The 18,571-nt window shown below is 46.5% G+C and carries 13 protein-coding genes; 4 read left to right on the top strand and 9 right to left on the bottom strand.

Going from position 1 to position 18,571, the window contains the following annotated elements; all coding sequences use genetic code 11:
- Positions 1-8: 8 nt before the first annotated feature.
- The gene (locus tag ELS82_RS16250; protein ID WP_134836410.1) at positions 9-1,076 is read right to left on the bottom strand and encodes an HlyD family secretion protein; all 1,068 of its coding nucleotides are present in this window, start codon (positions 1,074-1,076) and stop codon (positions 9-11) included.
- 100 nt (positions 1,077-1,176) lie between these two features.
- Between ELS82_RS16250 and ELS82_RS16245 the strand changes: the two genes are divergently transcribed.
- Positions 1,177-2,037 (top strand): LysR family transcriptional regulator, encoded by an 861-nt coding sequence (locus ELS82_RS16245; protein ID WP_134836409.1) that lies wholly within the window; start codon positions 1,177-1,179, stop codon positions 2,035-2,037.
- Between the two features lie 33 nt (positions 2,038-2,070).
- On the opposite strand, the gene ELS82_RS16240 is transcribed toward ELS82_RS16245, so the two are convergent.
- The 3 genes from ELS82_RS16240 to ELS82_RS16230 all read right to left on the bottom strand — a co-directional run bounded on the left by ELS82_RS16240 (position 2,071) and on the right by ELS82_RS16230 (position 6,796).
- Positions 2,071-3,690 carry a VRR-NUC domain-containing protein gene (locus tag ELS82_RS16240; protein WP_134836408.1) on the bottom strand — a complete coding sequence of 540 codons (1,620 nt, stop codon included), beginning with the start codon at positions 3,688-3,690 and terminating at the stop codon, positions 2,071-2,073.
- Between the two features lie 64 nt (positions 3,691-3,754).
- The gene (locus ELS82_RS16235) at positions 3,755-4,996 is read right to left on the bottom strand and encodes an L-lactate MFS transporter (protein ID WP_134836407.1); all 1,242 of its coding nucleotides are present in this window, start codon (positions 4,994-4,996) and stop codon (positions 3,755-3,757) included.
- A gap of 339 nt (positions 4,997-5,335) precedes the next feature.
- Positions 5,336-6,796 (bottom strand): DUF3360 family protein, encoded by a 1,461-nt coding sequence (locus ELS82_RS16230; RefSeq protein WP_134836406.1) that lies wholly within the window; start codon positions 6,794-6,796, stop codon positions 5,336-5,338.
- A gap of 367 nt (positions 6,797-7,163) precedes the next feature.
- On the opposite strand from ELS82_RS16230, the gene ELS82_RS16225 reads away from it, so the two are divergent.
- On the top strand, positions 7,164-9,713 hold the full coding sequence (locus ELS82_RS16225) for a DUF294 nucleotidyltransferase-like domain-containing protein (protein WP_134836405.1): 2,550 nt from the start codon (positions 7,164-7,166) through the stop codon (positions 9,711-9,713).
- 27 nt (positions 9,714-9,740) lie between these two features.
- Here the strand turns inward: ELS82_RS16225 and ELS82_RS16220 are convergent, their stop codons facing one another.
- Positions 9,741-11,399, bottom strand: a complete 1,659-nt coding sequence (locus tag ELS82_RS16220) for an electron transfer flavoprotein-ubiquinone oxidoreductase (RefSeq protein ID WP_134836404.1) — start codon at positions 11,397-11,399, stop codon at positions 9,741-9,743.
- A 107-nt stretch (positions 11,400-11,506) separates the two neighbouring features.
- Here ELS82_RS16220 and ELS82_RS16215 point away from each other — a divergent pair, with 107 nt between their 5' ends.
- Positions 11,507-12,259, top strand: coding sequence for an electron transfer flavoprotein subunit beta/FixA family protein (locus tag ELS82_RS16215; protein WP_134836403.1), 753 nt, complete (start codon positions 11,507-11,509; stop codon positions 12,257-12,259).
- A gap of 9 nt (positions 12,260-12,268) precedes the next feature.
- A complete protein-coding gene (locus ELS82_RS16210) occupies positions 12,269-13,228 on the top strand; it encodes an electron transfer flavoprotein subunit alpha/FixB family protein (protein ID WP_134836402.1) in 960 nt (319 codons plus the stop codon).
- Between the two features lie 74 nt (positions 13,229-13,302).
- Here the strand turns inward: ELS82_RS16210 and ELS82_RS16205 are convergent, their stop codons facing one another.
- From ELS82_RS16205 to ELS82_RS16190, 4 genes are all read right to left on the bottom strand, one after another.
- Positions 13,303-14,442, bottom strand: coding sequence for a dihydrolipoamide acetyltransferase family protein (locus ELS82_RS16205; protein WP_134836401.1), 1,140 nt, complete (start codon positions 14,440-14,442; stop codon positions 13,303-13,305).
- Complete coding sequence (locus ELS82_RS16200; RefSeq protein WP_134836400.1) at positions 14,439-15,422, bottom strand: alpha-ketoacid dehydrogenase subunit beta; 984 nt, start codon at positions 15,420-15,422, stop codon at positions 14,439-14,441. The genes ELS82_RS16205 and ELS82_RS16200 overlap by 4 nt, the downstream gene beginning before the upstream one ends.
- On the bottom strand, positions 15,415-16,521 hold the full coding sequence (gene pdhA, locus ELS82_RS16195; RefSeq protein WP_134836399.1) for a pyruvate dehydrogenase (acetyl-transferring) E1 component subunit alpha: 1,107 nt from the start codon (positions 16,519-16,521) through the stop codon (positions 15,415-15,417). Before pdhA ends, ELS82_RS16200 begins: the two co-directional genes overlap by 8 nt.
- 473 nt (positions 16,522-16,994) lie before the next feature.
- Positions 16,995-18,542, bottom strand: a complete 1,548-nt coding sequence (locus ELS82_RS16190) for an alanine/glycine:cation symporter family protein (protein ID WP_134836398.1) — start codon at positions 18,540-18,542, stop codon at positions 16,995-16,997.
- Between the last annotated feature and the right edge of the window lie 29 nt (positions 18,543-18,571).

Below are 18,571 nucleotides of genomic sequence, written 5' to 3'. Positions count from 1 at the left end.
AACACCCGTTAGTAAATGTAGTGGAACCAGCTTGCAAAACGGATTTGTACTTTCGCTAACCATTGCCACAATACGCTTTCTTGCGGATAAAGAACCACAGTGGCACGTGACCCAACGAATAGGGCTGAAGGTAAGGTTTGCTCTGTCGTTAAGTTGACACGTGTACGTTGCGCGTCACGAACCCAGCGGTTATTGACCTCAACTTTGGTTAACGCACCGTTAGGCGTTTGCTGAGCTGCCGCGACGCCGTAATCACGACTCGCCAGTGTGAAAGGGTAGACATCGCCAGGCATAGCATCAAAAGCGACCAAGGCTTGATAGTCTTGATCAACGTTAGCGACCGATTTCTCGCGAAAGTCAGCTGCGACCCATAAAGAGCCAGTAGGAACGAAGGTGACTAACGGCATATTACTGTTTGCCATCGTACCGACGTCGACCTGAAGGTTAGTCACCACGCCATCTTTCGGTGCTAAAACCTGCGTGTTACTCAAATCAAGTTCGGCCTTTTCAAGCGAGTTTTTCGCCACTTGAACTGGTGTGCTCTGGCCTTTACCGTTGCCAAGCTGCGCTTCAATCACCACCAAATTCTGTTGCTCAGCTTTAAGTACGGAGCCGGTCACTTGGTATTGCGCTAAGGCATTATCAAGCGCCGACTTTGAAGCGAGGTTTTGCTTTGATAACTTCTGTAGGCGTTGGTACTCGCGGTGTGCATTATTGTAAGTAGCCGAAGCGCGAGCAATATTAGCTAGTGCTGCTTCGCGTTGAGCATAAAGAGTTTGCTCTTTCTCGTATGCAGAGTCGAGAGAGAGTTCAGCCTGCTTAAGCGCCAGACGATACTTACGATCATCAATTTTAAATAGCACATCACCGGCATTAACGTGTTGATTGTTTTGTACCTCAACATGGGTCACTTTGCCTGATACTTCTGGCGCTATTTGAACCACATAGCCTTGCACGCGACTTTCTGTTGTTAGGGGAACTTGTCGGTCGGCGACAATAATATAAGCAAATAGAACTACGAATAGGACAATTAATGTACGCATCCATAAACGGAATTTTTGATCGGCTGTGGTCATGATAAGGCACCTTATAGGTAAACAAGCTTGAGATTATAGAGAAAGTGTTGTGCTTCGAGTAGAATGCAAGAATGAACACTTATGAGCTAAAAGTAGGACAATGAAAGCGAGCTACGATGATCTTTATCTGTTTACACAAACGGTTCTACATGGTGGGATTAGCGCTGCGGCGAATGCCAACAAGCTCCAGCGTTCTAAAGTGAGCCGGCGACTACAGGAATTAGAGCAAGCCATTGGTTGTCAGTTATTGATTCGAACCACCAGAAACATAGAGCTAACTGAGAATGGTAAACGTCTGTTTGAGCTGGTTAATCAACCGCTAGAGCACATTCAACAGGGGCTAACCATTGTTGAGGAGTATCAGAAGGAGTTGGCCGGTACGGTCAGGCTCGCGATCCCGTCAGCGCTAATGACATCCATTGCGTTTAATAGCATCATTTCTGATTATGCTGAGCGTTTTCCGGACATCTGCGTGGAGATAGAAAACCACCAAGAAAGTGTCGATCTAAAGCGTCAAGCATTTGATTTGCAGCTATTGCCAAGTGTGGTCAAAGTGGCGGACGACAGCTACGTTCAATTTAGCCTGCTGCATTATCGTAGCCATTTGGTGGCATCGAGAAGCTATTTAGAATCTAACCCGGCAATAACTCAGCTTGCTGACTTAGCTGGCCATAGAGTGATGACCAATCGCTATAACTCAGAACTTATCCCAAATGATATTTCAATCTCGTTAAAATCGGATGATCTCAATTTACTTCGTTCAATGGCCATTTCTGGGGCAGGGGTTGCACTACTGCCGCAAGTACATTCGAAACCAGCGTTGGAATCGGGCGAACTGGTTGAGGTGCTGCCAGAGCTACAACATCCACTTCAACACCTCACGCTTATCTATCCTTCGGCGGCCTTTTTGCCAAACAAGGTCAGAGTGTTGATTGATCTGTTTAGAGAGAAATTTCGCTAGTCTAGTTAGTTGAGCAAAGTGGCTTGGCTAACGCTATGCTTCACGGTGTTTGACATAACAAACACTGAAATTGATGTCTAGGCGGTTAAATTGCGTTATCCAACGCCATTGGTTATCTTGCAGTTTATCGCCAGGGCCTTTTACTTCGACCCATTGATAATTCCCATCTTTAAACAGCATCAAATCAGGCATGCCGTTTCTAAATAGCTTAAGGTCTTGCAGCATCACTTTGAAAAGCTCGGCGATTAATTGTTTTGGCATAGATTCGATACAAGCATCGAGCAGCGTTTTGCTAAACAAAGGCCAATGGACAAAAGGATTACTCAAGCCATATTTCTGCTCATACATCGAGCAGAGATGGTCAAAGCCATCATGTTGAATAGTGTGTAAAACTTCTTCGATCTTCTCTTTTCGCTTAGCAATGAAGTCCGAGTGATAGAGATCTAAAGGGCGATGTTGATATTGGTTGATGAATGCGCCTTCAACAGGAGCAAAGATCGCATCCCAAAAGGCAAGTCCAAATAGGCCATTGAGTAGCATGTTTTCGGCGTAGAAAACTTGATAGCCCTGTTGCTCAAAATACGCTTTTACTGCGAGCTCAACTCTCTGTGAAGAAAGGTCTAGCTCTAAATGGTATTCCGACAATACTGGTTTCTTCTCTCGTGGTACTTTTTCACCTTGCTTGCGTTTCAGACGCTGTTCCAACTTGTGTGTGACTTCGAGTTCAGCAATGTCGTGTGGGTGCTGCAACATGCCAGTGACAACGTCACTCATACTGGCAATGTCGTTGAGTTTATCGTAGATGCGAGCCAGTCGCTCTTTCGCTGGGGGAAGCTTGGTTTGATTAAACCAGTAGATAGAATGCTCGTACTGCTCTAGGCGCTCAAGGTCACGAGCAATGTCGTTAATAAGATGCTGCCTTTTGCGCTCAATGTAATGATGCTCTATCTCATTGGGAAGTGATTCAAGCAGCGCCAGCAAGCAGTGAGTATCTTTACGGTCTCCTTCAGTGTATTGGCTTTGTATATCCGCAAGCAGCAACAGTTGGTCGACATCGCTGCGAAAGGTAAAGAAGCGCCTTGTTTTACTTAACGGGTAGTTTTCAAATTGATGCAGCCCCAAATCATCCAAGACGAACTGGCTCAAGTCTTGATGGGTATTAGCAAAAAACAGCGTCAGTAATAGCGAGATGATGTTTGGGCTGAGTAACTCAATAACATCAAACTCTAGTGAGTCGAAATCCGAGTAGGGCTGCGGTGATAACTCAGCAACAAGTTGTTCTTTACGTAATGATTTATTGAGCGGAGCAAACAGACTGACTAGCTCAGTTTTGGTTAACAATACCCGCCCAAGGTCTTGCTCAGAGATCGTTGAGTTAATTGCGATAAAGCCGCGCATCTCTAGCTGTTTAAGTGCGTCAGTTAGGTTAGGTATTTCAGCGTATTGGAGTTTGTCTGAACGAAACCAATGCCCTCGGCGAGAAAGCAGCCTAACCAGTAAACATTGCGCGCAGTGTTCGAGTTGGTCAAATTGAGTTAACCACTTTGACTCAGTTGGCGAGAGAAAATCTGCGTACCAATCTAGTGCGTGTTCGGTGAGCTTTTTGAAGTTATTGAGATAGTAATCTGCGGCAAGGTCGATAGGGTCAGACATAGGGTTTCAGATACAAAAAAGGCCTAACCCTAAGGTTAAGCCTTTCTCATCGTAATTCAATCAATTAAGCGTGCTTTACGTGCTTTAGCTCAGCAATTTTCGCTTCAGATAGCGGCTTAGTGATGAACGCAAGTACGATACATACTGCCATCATTACTGCTGATACTGTGTACGCTAGGCTGTAACCTTCGCCTGCAGTCATAGAGAAACCAACCACTGCTGCGCCGATTGCACCACCGATACCCCATGCCGTGTAAAGTACACCGTAGTTAGTACCGTAGTTCTTAAGGCCGTAGAACTCAGCGGTTAGAGTAGGGAATACTGCTAGAAGCGTACCGTAACCAATCGCAGCAATTGCTGTACCGATGATTAGCGTGAATTCAGTTTTGAATGTTGCGAACAGAACCATGTTGATGCCCTGAAGAACGAACGCTAGAAGTAGAGTACGAACGCCACCAATCTTGTCAGCAAGCATACCTGCAGCAACACGACCGCCTGAGTTAAATACCGCTAGGATAGACGCTAGGTAAACCGCGTTTGGTAGGTTTGCCTGAACACTTGCGATAGTCGTGATGTTACCGATGATCATAAGACCAACAGAAGCTGCGAATGCGTACATGATCCATAGTGAGTAGAACTGTGGAGTCTTAAGCATTGCTTTCCAAGTTAGGTCATCAGACTTTTTAACCGCTTTAGGTGCTTGGCCTTCTTTTACTTTAGGTTCAGCTGGCGTGTAGTCTGCTGGTGGGTTGTTGATCGTTGCCGCTAGTGGAACTGCGATTGCAAGGATACCAACACCAAGAACCATGAAGCTTGTTTGAATGCCCATGCTGTCGATCAGTGAAGACGTCACTGGCGCTAGGTAGATAGCCGCAAGACCAAAACCTGCTGCAATAATACCGTTAACCATGCCTTTCTTAGACGAGTGGAACCACTTCATTGCTGAAGGAGATAGACATGCGTAACCGAAACCGATACCAGCACCTGTGATAACACCGAAAGTGATGTTTAGCATCATCGGAGTGTTAACAAAGCCAGAAGCGATCATGCCTAGGCCTGTAAGAACAGTACCTAGGATTAGGATCAGACGTGGACCCATACGGTCTTGAAGGATACCTGCTACAAGAAGACAGATAGAGAATGTGATAGTAGCAGTCGCGTAAGGAGCAGAAGCTTCCGCAGCACTCCAGCCAGACTCAGTGACTAGCGCTTTGTTAAATACACTCCAAGCATACAGGATGCCAAGACACAGGTTGATACAGAAACCTGCTAGCAGGATGCGCATTGCTTTATCAATCTTGCTCATTTTTCTTCTCGTTTGTCCTCTAAAAAGAGGATGGGTTAACTGGTCATTTTTTCAAATTAAGTTTGCGTTTATCAACATAAAGCGCAATGGGCGCGAATTATAACCAATTAAAGTGTGATTGGAATCTCTTTTTAAACGAATTCTGACATTTTTTTGAATTGTTATTTTTATGTTTCTTGTTTGGGGGCGAAACAAGCTATCTCTTAACAAATAACTGAATGGTTCTTATGGTTTTTTTGACGAGGACAATGAGTAATAAACGGAGGAGAAAAGTGGGGATCATAGATATGAAAAGGGCGCATCGAAATGCGCCCTTTTAAGAAGAAAAAAGAGGTGAGATTAGTTGCCAATCAGCGCAGGGATACCTGGCAGTTGACCAACAATTGCAAGTGAGCCCACACAGATAACGAATGCGAGACCAGGGATCAGGTATTTATCTTTGGCAGATAGCTCTTTTGCACGTTCATGATCGCCAATAAGACCCATGTTATCGAGTAGCATTGTCGTTGCCCAACCAAATACCGGGTTCACAAATGCACAAGCGAAGATACAGATGCCTGCGCTTAGAGAATCTTTGTGTTTGTGGATCATCTGCATACCCGCTTCAAGCAGTGGCAAGAATACACCGACGATAAGCGCGACGCGCAGAACAGGTTCCCACATGGCAAGATCCATTGGGTAGCCAATAACGGCAGCAGCGATACACATAATACCGGTTAGCAATGCGCCACCTGGGATAGGACGCTTAGCGATGGCTGCAGGGATCATGTAAGTGCCCCATGAAGACGCGAGGTTACCCCCACCAAGGAAAGAACCGATACCTTGACGAATTGACGCAACCATCATGGTGTCATCCACATCCATAAGCACGCCTTTAGCATCTTTAGGGTAGTTGAGCTCTTGGAATACGCGGTGACCAAGGTAGTCAGGTGACCACATCGCAACCGCTAGCAAAGCAAATGGTGTTACCGCAATGAAGTGTTCTAGATTTGGCCAGCCTAATTGCCAACCTGTATCTTCACCCCACCAGTAGAATGGGCTGAAGTGCGGAAGGCCAGGCTCAGTAGTAAAGGCAAACTCTGCGCCTAATACGTAGGCAACAATACCTGCAATGAGAGAACACAGCGGGATAGCTAGCCAGCGTTTATTGATTTTAGCCAGGTAGGCATAGACGGCTAGGGTCACACCAATGACTGCAAACGAGATATAGCCTTGATCGGTACTTGATGCCCAAGCTTCGGTTTTATTGATCTGACCAATCAGGCCTACTGCTCCTAAATAAATAAGTAGGCCGCCCCGAACGCCAACGCCGGTGAGCGTCATCAGTTTCGAGCCGCCTTTGGTATAAGCAAGGATAAAGCCGAACATACATACCATGATACCCAGAGCCAGCGGGTGTCCTCCCGCAGCGGCAATCAAGGGTATCAACGGGATCATTGGGCCGTGAGTTCCGGCTAAGTTAGAGTTTGGGTTCAAAATGGCAGAGAAAAGGATTACAAACAGAGCGCCAGCGATCAGGAGCTCATAACGGACGTTTTCTGCAACAAACTCTGGAGATAAGCCAAACTGCGCGGCAAAGACTGCAACCATCGCAGTCACCATGACCACTTTACCGATCGTTGCTGCGAGTGCTGGTACTAAGTCTTCAAGTTCAACACTGTAATCGCGTGAAGGTAAGTGGATCCCCCAACGACGAAAGCTCATGATCTTAAGATCGTGGTTTAGAAACTCCTCTCGGCTATCAAACTCCTGCGCTTTGCGGCGCATATCCCTATAAAAGGTCTTACTTTTGTTAGACATCGTGTCTTCCTATGTAATGTGCCGAAGTTGAACCATGTCAATTAGGGCTCCGCTTTCGCTTGGTATACTAGCCTTCGACCAGTACGAGACGACATCCCAGACGCTACCAAACATCTCTATCTTATTGATAAAGAGGGAAAACATGGCTTTTTCTTCGGTGATGAAAACAAGATGAACGACTCGTCACCTTGTCAAAATTCGAATCAAATCAATGGACACATACTAGGAAAGTGGCAGTTTATAAATATTGATTTGAGTTAATTAACGGGTCGGGACTATAGGTGTGGTGATTGGTGGTTAGTAAAAATGCAACGCACATCACGTTATGAGTATTTTATCAATATGATGCTAGGTTAAGTGAAACTGAATGAAAATTTCTGAACATGCAGATCGTACTGAAAAGCAATTTGGCGTACGTGGTGAAGATATTCACCGCTGGATCGATGGCTTTTTTGACCAGAATGGCCAAGAGCATGGTGAAACCATGGCAAAGGAGCTTGATTTTGACCCGTACTCCCATCGTCGATTCCGTCACTGTAAAGAGGCACTTACTGAAGCAATCAAAGAATTTGGTGACAAATACACCACTCAACAAATCCGCGATGTCTTTGAAGCTCATATCCGTGACGATTACCATGGCTACTTACCTAGCCGGGCTGACTTTGAAAATGGCTCGTTTGCCGAGAAATACCACGATGTAGACCAAGATGAAGCATTAGGTGATGTGCTTGATGAGAGTGAACTGGCTGATTACTTCAGCGGACTAAGTCGAGAGGATGACGAACCGAGTACGCCTTTGAGTCAGTTCAACTTGCGTATTATCTTGCCGACCATCACAGCTATCGTCCTATTCATTACTGCGATTGTTTACGTGATCCTTCCTCTGGTTGAAAACTCAATGATGAGTCAAAAGCGCCAGATGCTGCAAGAGTTGACCTCAACGGCGGTAAGTGTGATTGATAGCTACGTGGCCCTAGAGCAGCGCGGAGTGTTAACCCTAGAAGAAGCGCAGAAAAAAGCCGCCATGGAAATTAAATCCATGCGCTATGGTCCTGAAAATAAGGATTATTTCTTTATCACCGATATGCAGCCGAAAATGGTTATGCATCCTTATCGTAGTGATCTCACCAGTCAAGATTTAACCCATTATGTCGGCAATGACAGCGGTCGCTCTATTCCGGTCTTTGTCGAAATCACCAAACTCGTCAGAGCGTCGCAACACGGTTTTTTAGAGTACCAATGGCAATGGAAAGATGACCCAACTATCACCGCACCTAAAATGACTTATGTTGAAGGGGTAGAGGAGTGGCAATGGATCGTCGGAACGGGCGTCTATTTTGATGATGTTCAGCATGAAATAGATAAGCTTGAAGGGACCTTATTCCGTATTTTTGTCGCCATTACGCTCGGACTGGTAGCGATCATGCTATACGTGATCGGCCAGTCAAAGGTGATTGAACGTCGTAAGAAACGGGCAGAACTGGCGTTGCATGAAGCGAAAAACCGCTATAAAGCCTTGGTTGAGTCGTCAAATGAAGGCTATATCCTAGAGGCAGACGGAAAAGTTATCTTTTCTAACAGTCGTTTACATCAACTGCTTGGCTATACCGACACGGAATTAAAATCAGGGTCAATTTGGCAGGATCTGTTTTCCGACTTACCGCAGAATAATCGCGTACTGCGCCACTTAATGAAGTTATTTAATCATGAAACTGAGCCTGCCGAGTTTGAGGCTCAGATAGTGACCAAAAGTGGCCGCACTATCGACATTATTTTGAGTACGTCACGTATCTTTTTGTCGGAAAAGCTTGGCCATGTAATTTCATTTCGCCCAATTGTGCGCAAAATTTACGGTGGCAGCTTTGGCTCGGTAAACCCTACATCCGATTATCAAAAGACCAGTGCCAGTATTGTCGTTGATATCGAACAAGGTGAGAGTCACAGCCATGTCATTGAGTCTTTGAATCGATTGACGGATTTAATCCGTGAGATGATCTCTGCGGGAACTCGCCCAGATTATCTACGTCGTTTGATCGGCAGTACCTATGACGCTGCAATCTGTCGATTTATTGATTTAACCATTGAAGAGATTGGCGAGCCTCCGGTGCCGTTCTCTTTCTTATCCTTTGGTAGCAATGCGCGCCACGATATGACGCTGTTCTCTGATCAAGACAATGCGATTGTGTTCGAAACGCCTGATGATCAAGACCTAAAAGCGATACGCCGATACTTTTTGCACTTAGCCGAAAGAGTGTGTGCGATGTTAAACCAAGCCGGCTATAGCTATTGCGATGGCTTGATCATGGCGTCTAACCACCAATGGTGTTTAAGTGAACAGGAGTGGAAAAGTAACTTCAGCCAATGGATCGAGCAAGCTACACCAGATTCGATCTTAGAGCTCAATGTGTTCTTTGATATTCGTTCGACCTATGGTGACAGCGGGTTGGCCGATAACATTCAAACTCATATACAGCAAACACTGCAAGACGGTCCTCGCTTTTTGCCGACGTACGCAAAGCACTGCTTAGCGCACCAAGTGCCTTCATTGGATGAGGCGGGCGCTACAGCCATTAATCTTAAAGAGTGTCTAAGACCAATTGAACTGTTTGCTCGCTTATATGCGTTAAAACTCAATATCAGAGAGAGCAATTCGCTATCACGCTTAAAAGGTGTACTTGCCGCGGGTGAAACGGATGCCAAGGTATATCGCGAAATGGTTTACTTATTTGATCATATTTGGCAGCTACGCTTTATGAACCAAATCATTGAATACAGCGACTTACGTCAAGTGAATGATCTATTGCCACTCAATGACTTAACGGTTATTGAGCAGCAGCACTTTAAGAACGTGCTGAGCCGTTTGTCACTGTTTCGTGACAAAATCCGCGCTGATTTTGAGATTGATGAGGCGCAATAGGCCGCGAGCTAGAACTCAAAATCTAGATTACATGGCGTTGTAGTTAGGCCCACCACCTTCTGGCGGACGCCATGTGATGTTTTGCGATGGGTCCTTTATATCGCAGGTTTTACAGTGTAAACAATTGGCGGCATTGATCTGAAATTTGCGTTTACCATCAACCTCGATTACTTCGTAAACACCCGCAGGACAGTATCGCTGGCTTGGCTCATCAAACAGCGTCATATGACTGGACAGTGGCAAGGCTGAGTCGGTCAAAATCAGATGGCAGGGCTGATTTTCCTCATGGTGAGTCGAAGACAAATAGACCGACGAGGTTTTATCAAAGCTGAGTACACCATCAGGCTTATCATAGTGAATCGGTTGGCAGCGTGAACGTTCATGAAGGTTCACGTAATCAGCTTGAGGGTCTGATAAGTTCCAAGGACTAGAACCCCCACTTAAACGTTGCCATAGGTTTTGCTCAAATGTCGCAAGAGCGCCACCCCAAATCGGCCCAAACTGATGAATAGCACCGGGAAAGTTTCGATGTTGATTGAGTTCTTGATACAGCCAAGAATCGATAAACAGAGAGTGGTAGTCCGGTTCGGATTCTTCTTGATAAAGCGCGGTAAATATTGCTTCGCCAGCCAGTAGCCCTGATTTCATTGCGGTATGGCAGCCTTTGATTTTGGCAGAGTTGAGTGTGCCTGCATCACAGCCGATGAGTAACCCGCCAGGAAATTGCTGTTTTGGCAGTGAAAGCAAACCACCTTTTGCCAGAGCTCGCGCGCCATAAGCGATGCGTTCAGCCCCTTTTAAATAGGGAGCAATCGATGGATGGTGCTTAAAGCGCTGAAATTCTTCAAAAGGGCTCAAATAGGGATTGTGGTAGTTAAGGTCTGTGATCAAACCGACCGCGATAAGGTTATCTTCTAAGTGATAAAGAAAACCGCCCCCATTGGCTTGGGACTCGGTTAGCGGCCAGCCAGTTGTATGCACTACTTTGCCTTGAGCGTAGAGTGGGTGGTCATCATTGACCTTCCATACCTCTTTAATACCTAACGCGTAATGTTGCGGCTGTGAATCCGCTGCCAAATTAAACTGTGAAATCAAGCTTTTACCAAGGTGGCCCCGAGCGCCTTCGGCAAATACAGTGAACTTGGCATTCAACTGAACGCCAGCTTGAAAGCCACTTTTACGCTGCCTGTCTTTATCTAGCCCCATGTCAGCGGTGACCACGCCGCAAACTTGGCCAGACTCGTCATAGCAGACATCACTCGCTGGAAAGCCAGGAAAGATCTCTACGCCCATTTGCTCAGCTTTGTCGGCTAACCACTGGCACAGTTTCCCTAGGCTAATAACATAGTTGCTTGAGTCATTGTGCAAAGAGTTAGGGCTAAGAAATTTAGGGACACCGACATGATTATGCTTACTGGTCAGGTAGAGTAGCTGATCACTTGAGACTTGAGTTTGAACCGGGGCGCCTTGTTCTGACCAGTCAGGAAACAGCTCATCAAGTGCACGGGTTTCAAACACGGCGCCAGACAGTATGTGCGCACCAATTTCAGGACCTTTTTCGACTACACAGATAGAGACGGGCTGATCACGTTGCTTAGAAAGTTGAGCAAGTTTACAAGCTGCAGATAACCCTGCAGGGCCAGCGCCAACAATCACCACATCAAAGTCCATACTTTCTCGTTCCATCTCTCTTCGCCTAGTTTGAGTGATCAGTATCACTAAATATAGTTACAGTTGACGTAAACGTAAACTTTACTAAGCTCAATTTATTGGATTGTATTTCGGAGAGTACGATGAAAGTTCTAGTAGCGATTAAGCGTGTCGTCGACCCCTATGTCAAAGTCCGCATCAAGTCAGATGGCTCTGGTGTCGAAACCGATAATGTCAAAATGGCGATTAATCCGTTTTGTGAAATCGCTGTTGAAGAAGCAATACGCCTGAAAGAAGCAGGCGTGGCTGATGAAGTTATCGTTACTTCACTAGGCGGTGATGAGTGTCAGGAGCAGCTGCGCTCAGCGTTAGCTTTGGGGGCAGACAGAGCGATTCACGTCAGTGTTGATCAAACTTGCCAGCCACTCAGTGTGGCAAAAGTGCTAAACGCGTTAATGGATAAAGAGCAAGCAGGCATCGTTCTACTTGGTAAGCAATCCATTGATACCGATAACAATCAAGTGGCGCAGATGTTAGCTGCGTTATCTAAGCGACCTCAAGCGACCTTTGCCTCTAAGTTAAGTGTTGATGGCGATTATATTGAAGTAGAAAGAGAGGTAGATGGTGGTTTAGAGCGGCTTAAGTTAGCGTTACCGGCAATTGTTAGTACTGATCTACGCCTTAATGAGCCACGTTATGCTTCTTTGCCCAACATCATGAAAGCCAAACGTAAGCCAATGGAAAGCGTGACGCCTGATGAGCTAGGCGTTGTGATTAAAAACTCTCAAACCATAATCGAAGTGATGGCTCCTCCAGTGAGAAGTGCTGGCGTGAAGGTAGCAAGTGTCGATGAGTTGGTCGATAAACTGCGTAACGAAGCTAAAGTGATTGAGTAGGGAGGTTCTATGAGTAATCGAATCCTTATTATTGCCGAGCATGACGGTAAAACATTATCTTCAGGCATGTTAGCGACCATAGAAGCAGCGAGCCAAGTGTCAAAGCACGCTAATGAAGCACCGATAGACTTACTTCTGATTGGTGAGATTTGTGATGACCTAGTACAGGCTTGTACCAACTTACCATTATTAACAAAAGTCGTGGTGGTTTCAGACCCACGTTTAGATACACCGTTGAGTGAGCGTCTTGCTCCTATGATTGCAGCTATGGCTGGGGCGTATTCTCATATCCTCACATCGGCGAGCTCTTTTGGTAAAGATCTCTCGCCAAGAATTGCTGCATTGCTCGATGTCGGACAGCTCACTGATGTGATCGCGATAGAAGCCGCTGACATCGTGGTTCGACCAATTTATGCTGGTAATGCCTTGGCTCGGGTTTCTTCTCAAGATGCGGTCATTGTTATGACGATTCGGGAGTCCGCGTTTGAGAAAGTCAGCAGTGATGCGCAAGCGAGTGTGCCTGTTGAAGCGATCGACGTTGATGTGCCATCCATTTATACAGAGATGCTGGGGCAAGTGGTGACTGAAAGTGTTCGACCTGATCTCTCAGCTGCCGACGTCGTTATTTCCGGAGGACGCGGTGTGGGCAGCAAAGAAAACTTCGCGATGGTAGAAGCACTAGCCGATAAGTTAGGCGGCGCGATTGGCGCTTCTAGAGCAGCCGTTGATGCCGGATTTGTTACCAATGATCTGCAAGTTGGCCAGACAGGTAAGATTGTCGCGCCTAAGCTCTATATTGCAATTGGTATTTCTGGCGCAATTCAACATTTAGCGGGCATGAAAGACTCAAAAGTGATCGTTGCCATCAACAGTGACCAAGATGCGCCGATTTTTGAAATTGCCGATTATGGCTTAGTCGGGGATCTATTTACCTTGTTACCTGAATTGATTAATAAGGTGGATGGTTAGCTCGCCATCTGATTTGGAAGGGTACTCTTTCATTTATATAAAACGCCGAATCAAAAAATTCGGCGTTTTTTCGTTTAGCGCTGTAAATGCTCGACCAGTTTTTTAGTAAACCTTGCTGCCTCACCGCCGGTACAAGCGCGGTGGTCAAAGGTAATCGATAGCGGCATCACTTTAATTGTGATTGGATTGCCATTATCCATGACGACACGCTCAATGATGCGGCCTGCGCCGACTATCGCCACTTGTGGCGGAGAGACCACAGGCGTGGCAAATATCCCAGCAATCGCTCCAAAGTTAGATAGAGTAATGGTCGCGTTTTGCAGGCTCTCTCGACCTATCTTACGCTCTCGAATCCCTTTAACGGTTTCATTAAGCCAGTTTCGAATATCATCATTGTTAAAGGTCTCAGCGTGTTTAAGTACCGGAACGTACAAACCGTGGCTACTGTCGACCGCGATACCGATGTTGACTCTGCTATGCACACACCGTGTCATGGTTTCTGCGTCAAACCAAGCGTTCATCGCTGGCTCTTGCTGACAGGCATAAACCACTGCTTTTATTAGCCTTCCAGAAATGTCCTCAGAACTTGACCAGTTAGCGAGGCTCGCCTCTTCTGTAATCGTAACCGCAGCAACGTTATGGTGAGAGTCTGACATGGTCGACACCATAGTGCGCCGCGCCCCTTTAAGGACTTCTGTCCCTGGGCTTTGCTTACGCACCTCGGTGTAAATGTCCGCGTCGGTGATCATCCCGTTGGCGCCGCTACCATCAACGGTATTCAAATCGACACCAAGCTTCTTCGCCAGTAATCTTGCAGAAGGCAGCGCAGTCACGAGCTCTTCATTGGTGGGGTTATGAGTGCTGCCAATCCAAAAGTCATCGACATCCACTTGGTGGGTAGTGTGTGAGACATTGCCCACTACAGTAGCAGCATCACTCTTCTGATTTTGTTGTGTAGCCGTAGAACCCACCAGTTCAGGTTGCTCTTCTATTTCAAGCAGTAGTGCACCAATGTTGATGACATCACCAGCTTCACCATGACGGCTAACCACGACGCCAGAGTAGGGCGCAGGAACCTCGACAACCGCTTTGGCTGTTTCAACCGTTAATACCACTTGGTCTAACTCGACACTGTCACCGACATTGATATGCCATTCGACAATCTCAGACTCGGCGAGTCCTTCGCCAAGATCGGGTAATAAGAACGTTTTCATTTCCATCCCTCCACGAGCTCTCTTGCAGCGAGCACAATGTCTTGCTCCTCAATCATGAAATAATCTTCGTTTCTGTAATAAGGCATGATGGTATCCATACCCGTTACGCGCTTCGGCGGTGCTTTGAGTAAACACATCGCATGTTCGGCGGTGCGAGCCAAAATCTCAGCTCCTACGCCACAGGTCCGACTCGCTTCATGGACAACAAGCAAACGTCCGGTTTTCTCTAGCGAACGAAGAATGGTATCCATATCAATTGGTTTGATGCTGGCGAGATCAATCACCTCAACTTCTATCCCTTGTGATGAAAGCGTTTGTGCGGCTTGAAGAGATTCCACCACGCAAGCGCCCCAGGTTACTAATGTAATGTCGCGGCCTTTACGCAGGGTAAAGCAGGTATCGAGTGGAAGAGCTTCACCGCTGTCGATTACATCAGATTTGACGGTGCGATAGATACGCTTTGGCTCGAAGAACATAACGGGGTCGTTACTACGGATAGAAGCGAGCAGTAAACCGTAGGCGCGTTGAGGCGAGGAAGGGATCACGACTTTAAAGCCAGGAATATGGGCAAATAACGCTTCAACACTTTCAGAGTGGTGCTCTGGCGCGTGTATGCCACCACCAAACGGAGCGCGAAAAACCGCAGGGCAGGTTAATCGTCCGCGAGTTCGGTTGCGCATTCGCGCTGCATGACACATCAAGTGCTCCATGGCAGGGAAGACAAACCCTTGAAATTGGAACTCGGCGATCGGGCGTAAACCTTGTGACGCCATGCCGACGGTGACACCACCAATCAGCGCTTCGGCGAGCGGTGAATCAATCACTCTTTTGAGACCAAATCGTTCTTTAAGGCCAACGGTTGCTCTAAACACACCGCCATTATCGCCAACATCTTCACCAAGGAGTACGACGCTGGGGTCTTTATCCATTTCATGGTGCAGTGCAAGGTTGACCGCTTCTACTAATGTCAATTCAGCCATGTTTGCCTCCTTGCATTCGCATTGCTTTGTTGATCAATTGATCGCGCTGTTGATTGAGCTCAAGTGGCGCTTGTTCATAGAGGTAATCAAAGGCAGTTTCTGGCGCTTGCGGGGGCAGGTTCATGTAATGCTCGACAGCAGTTTCGACTTGTTCTTTACATGCGAGGAGCCAAGCTTGTTCTTGCTCATCATTCCAAGCGTTTTTCGCAATGAGGTAGGCTCTAAGACGAAGAATGGGTTCATATTGCCAAGCTTCGGAAAGTTCATCATTACTGCGATAACGGCTCGCGTCATCGGCCGTGGTGTGGTCGCTAAGTCGGTAGCTTATCGCTTCTATCAGTGTTGGTCCTTTGCCTTTACGCGCTCGGTCCAGCGCCGCCAGCACGCAGTCATGTACGGCGACCACATCATTACCATCGACAGTGATACCATGAATACCCGCGCCTTTGGCCTTGTCTGATAAGAATTCTGCGGCAGATTGAAGCGCGCGCGGGACGGAAATCGCCCATTGATTGTTATTGACGACAAACACTAAAGGTAAGTTCCAAGCCCCAGCACAGTTGATGCTTTCGAGAAAATCCCCTTTCGAAGTGGCGCCATCACCACACGTAACGAGGGCGGCGTGGTGTTGATGTTCGATTTTGAGCGCCGCTGCGACACCGACGGCGTGAGTGCATTGAGTCGCGATAGGCACACAAAATGGTAAATCACGGCAATGTTCTGGCGATTCACCTTCGTTCGGTGTGACGTGAAAATCACTACCGCGTTCATCACCGCCCCAGTATTGAAGGTTTTTTTCCATTGGAATGCCTCTAACCCACATGGCGGGCATGTCCCGATAGTAGGGGATGAAGACATCTCTAGGGTGCATGGCATGGCCGATCGCCACCCCATAGGCTTCTGAACCTAAGTGAGAGGGGTAGGTGCCAAGTTTACCGGTTCGTTGTAAGGCGACCGCTTTATTGTCATAGGTTCGAGTTAGTACCATATCTTTATAGAATCGTACTAAGGTTGATATGTCTGCCCATGCTGGTAGCTGGTTGACTGATTCTCCTTGAAAATCAATAAACCTTAGCATCGGAAGTGTCTGAACATTCATTACTATCTCCTTGATATCGCCAAAGGTGGATCGCACCGATAGCAATGTTCTTTGGCACACAAATCATGTTTCGATAGTGGGCCAAGATAGATACCTAAACTTCATACTTCTCTTGACGCAAATTGAAATAACCTACTGACTGCTTGTTGGTAGCGAAAGTTTTTGTCTGAAAACCTCCGATAAAGTAGCGAACAATTTCAAATGCGCTGGTTATTTATAAGTGTAACCAAAATGTTAAAAATGGCTAATCGACAGAATGAAATAGAGGGGAGGGGTTGGAGCTTGGTAGAAAACGACTGGAGGATCATTCTAGTTTTTGAATTCGGCTTTGGCGAAAGCTAGAGCTTTATACTTATGAGTGATAAATCAGCAAAACAAAGGTTTGTTTGTTGTTAGTGAAAAAATGACAATAAAAAACAGCAGACCGAGGCCTGCTGCTTGTGTTCAGTAATGGTTAAGCTCGGTACTTAGAATTACTCAGGCTGTTGCGTTAGCTTGCCTTCTTGCTGAACTTTGTAAACTTTACCTGCGTTGAAACGCTCTAGGTAGTCAGCTAGGTCGCGCTTAACTTCTGGTACTAGGATGTAAAGACCAACAATGTTCACGAGTGCCATTGCAAAGATCATCGCATCAGAGAAGTCGATTACTGGGCCTAGGTTCATTGCTGCACCAATCACAACAAACACACAGAATTTAACTTTGAAGATAAGCTCTGCTGTTTTGCTCTCACCAAATAGGTAAGTCCAAGCTTTTAGGCCGTAGTAAGACCAAGAAATCATCGTTGAGAATGCGAATAGCACTACTGCGATTGCAAGTACATATGGGAACCAGCTAATTGCGCTACCGAATGCTGCAGAAGTTAGTTCTACACCCGCAAGACCAGTGTCAGTGTCTAGGTAACCAGTGATGATGATAACTAATGCCGTCATCGTACAGATAACAACCGTATCAATGAATGGTTCTAGTAGTGATACGAAACCTTCTGACATTGGCTCTTTCGTTTTAACTGCTGCGTGAGCAATAGCCGCTGAACCAACACCCGCTTCGTTCGAGAACGCTGCACGTTTGAAACCTTGGATAAGAACGCCGATTACACCACCTGCAATTCCTTCACCAGTGAATGCACCGTTAAAGATTGCCGCAAATGCGTCATCAATTCGATCGTAGTTCATTGCAATGATGATAAGAGCAGCGCCAACGTAGATAGTTGCCATGAAAGGAACAACTTTCTCTGTTACTTTCGCGATTGATTTGATACCACCGATGATTACGATACCAACGATAACCGCAAGGATCAGACCAAACAACCAACCTTTGTCTGCGAAGAATGATGCATCACCACCTGTTACGCCTACAACCTGTTTGAATGCTTGGTTTGCTTGGAACATGTTACCGCCACCAAGTGCGCCACCAATTGCAAATACAGAGAATAGAACCGCAAGAGTACGACCAAGAGCAGCATTGCCGCGCTTCGCCAGACCTTTGCTTAGGTAGTACATTGGACCGCCAGATACCGAACCGTCAGGGTTGGTATTGCGGTATTTAACACCCAGAGCACACTCTACAAATTTGCTCGACATACCGAGTAGACCTGCAAGGATCATCCAGAATGTCGCACCCGCGCCACCGATGGAAACGGCTACAGCAACACCTGCGATGTTACCAAGGCCAACCGTACCGGATAGTGCAGTCGTTAGGGCCTGGAAGTGTGAAACTTCACCGTCAGCTTTCGCTTTAGGATTAGAGAACTTACCAGAGACTAACTGAACCGCGTGTTTGAAACCGCGAACGTTAATGAAGCCTAAGTAGAAAGTGAAGAAAGTTGCTGCAACAACTAACCAAAGAACAATCCACGGCACCTGTACGTCTGTAAAAGGGAACGGAATAGTCGAAAAGATCATTCCTACAAAAGGGTTAACGATAGGTGCAACGACTTCGTTGATTTTGTCATCCAAATTGGATGCCGCAGCGCTACCTGCAAATAGACTCGCCAATACGGCCAGCGATATACGCTTTGTCATGCTTTTCCTGCCTGTGAATAGAGGTTTAT

It is taken from the genome of Vibrio ouci (assembly GCF_004551525.1).
GTDB lineage: Bacteria > Pseudomonadota > Gammaproteobacteria > Enterobacterales > Vibrionaceae > Vibrio > Vibrio ouci.
Note: the sequence above shows the minus strand (reverse complement) of the source record. Positions and strands in the feature narration are given on the sequence as shown.

Bases quoted from the DNA above. Each gene is read 5' to 3' on its own strand.
- ELS82_RS16210 (WP_134836402.1), top strand. From the start codon at position 12,269: ATGAGTAATCGAATCCTTATTATTGCCGAGCATGACGGTAAAACATTA.
- ELS82_RS16250 (WP_134836410.1), bottom strand. From the start codon at position 1,076: ATGACCACAGCCGATCAAAAATTCCGTTTATGGATGCGTACATTAATT.
- ELS82_RS16245 (WP_134836409.1), top strand. From the start codon at position 1,177: ATGAAAGCGAGCTACGATGATCTTTATCTGTTTACACAAACGGTTCTA.
- ELS82_RS16205 (WP_134836401.1), bottom strand. From the start codon at position 14,442: ATGAAAACGTTCTTATTACCCGATCTTGGCGAAGGACTCGCCGAGTCT.
- ELS82_RS16230 (WP_134836406.1), bottom strand. From the start codon at position 6,796: ATGTCTAACAAAAGTAAGACCTTTTATAGGGATATGCGCCGCAAAGCG.
- ELS82_RS16225 (WP_134836405.1), top strand. From the start codon at position 7,164: ATGAAAATTTCTGAACATGCAGATCGTACTGAAAAGCAATTTGGCGTA.
- ELS82_RS16200 (WP_134836400.1), bottom strand. From the start codon at position 15,422: ATGGCTGAATTGACATTAGTAGAAGCGGTCAACCTTGCACTGCACCAT.
- pdhA (WP_134836399.1), bottom strand. From the start codon at position 16,521: ATGAATGTTCAGACACTTCCGATGCTAAGGTTTATTGATTTTCAAGGA.
- ELS82_RS16190 (WP_134836398.1), bottom strand. From the start codon at position 18,542: ATGACAAAGCGTATATCGCTGGCCGTATTGGCGAGTCTATTTGCAGGT.
- ELS82_RS16235 (WP_134836407.1), bottom strand. From the start codon at position 4,996: ATGAGCAAGATTGATAAAGCAATGCGCATCCTGCTAGCAGGTTTCTGT.
- ELS82_RS16240 (WP_134836408.1), bottom strand. From the start codon at position 3,690: ATGTCTGACCCTATCGACCTTGCCGCAGATTACTATCTCAATAACTTC.
- ELS82_RS16215 (WP_134836403.1), top strand. From the start codon at position 11,507: ATGAAAGTTCTAGTAGCGATTAAGCGTGTCGTCGACCCCTATGTCAAA.
- ELS82_RS16220 (WP_134836404.1), bottom strand. From the start codon at position 11,399: ATGGAACGAGAAAGTATGGACTTTGATGTGGTGATTGTTGGCGCTGGC.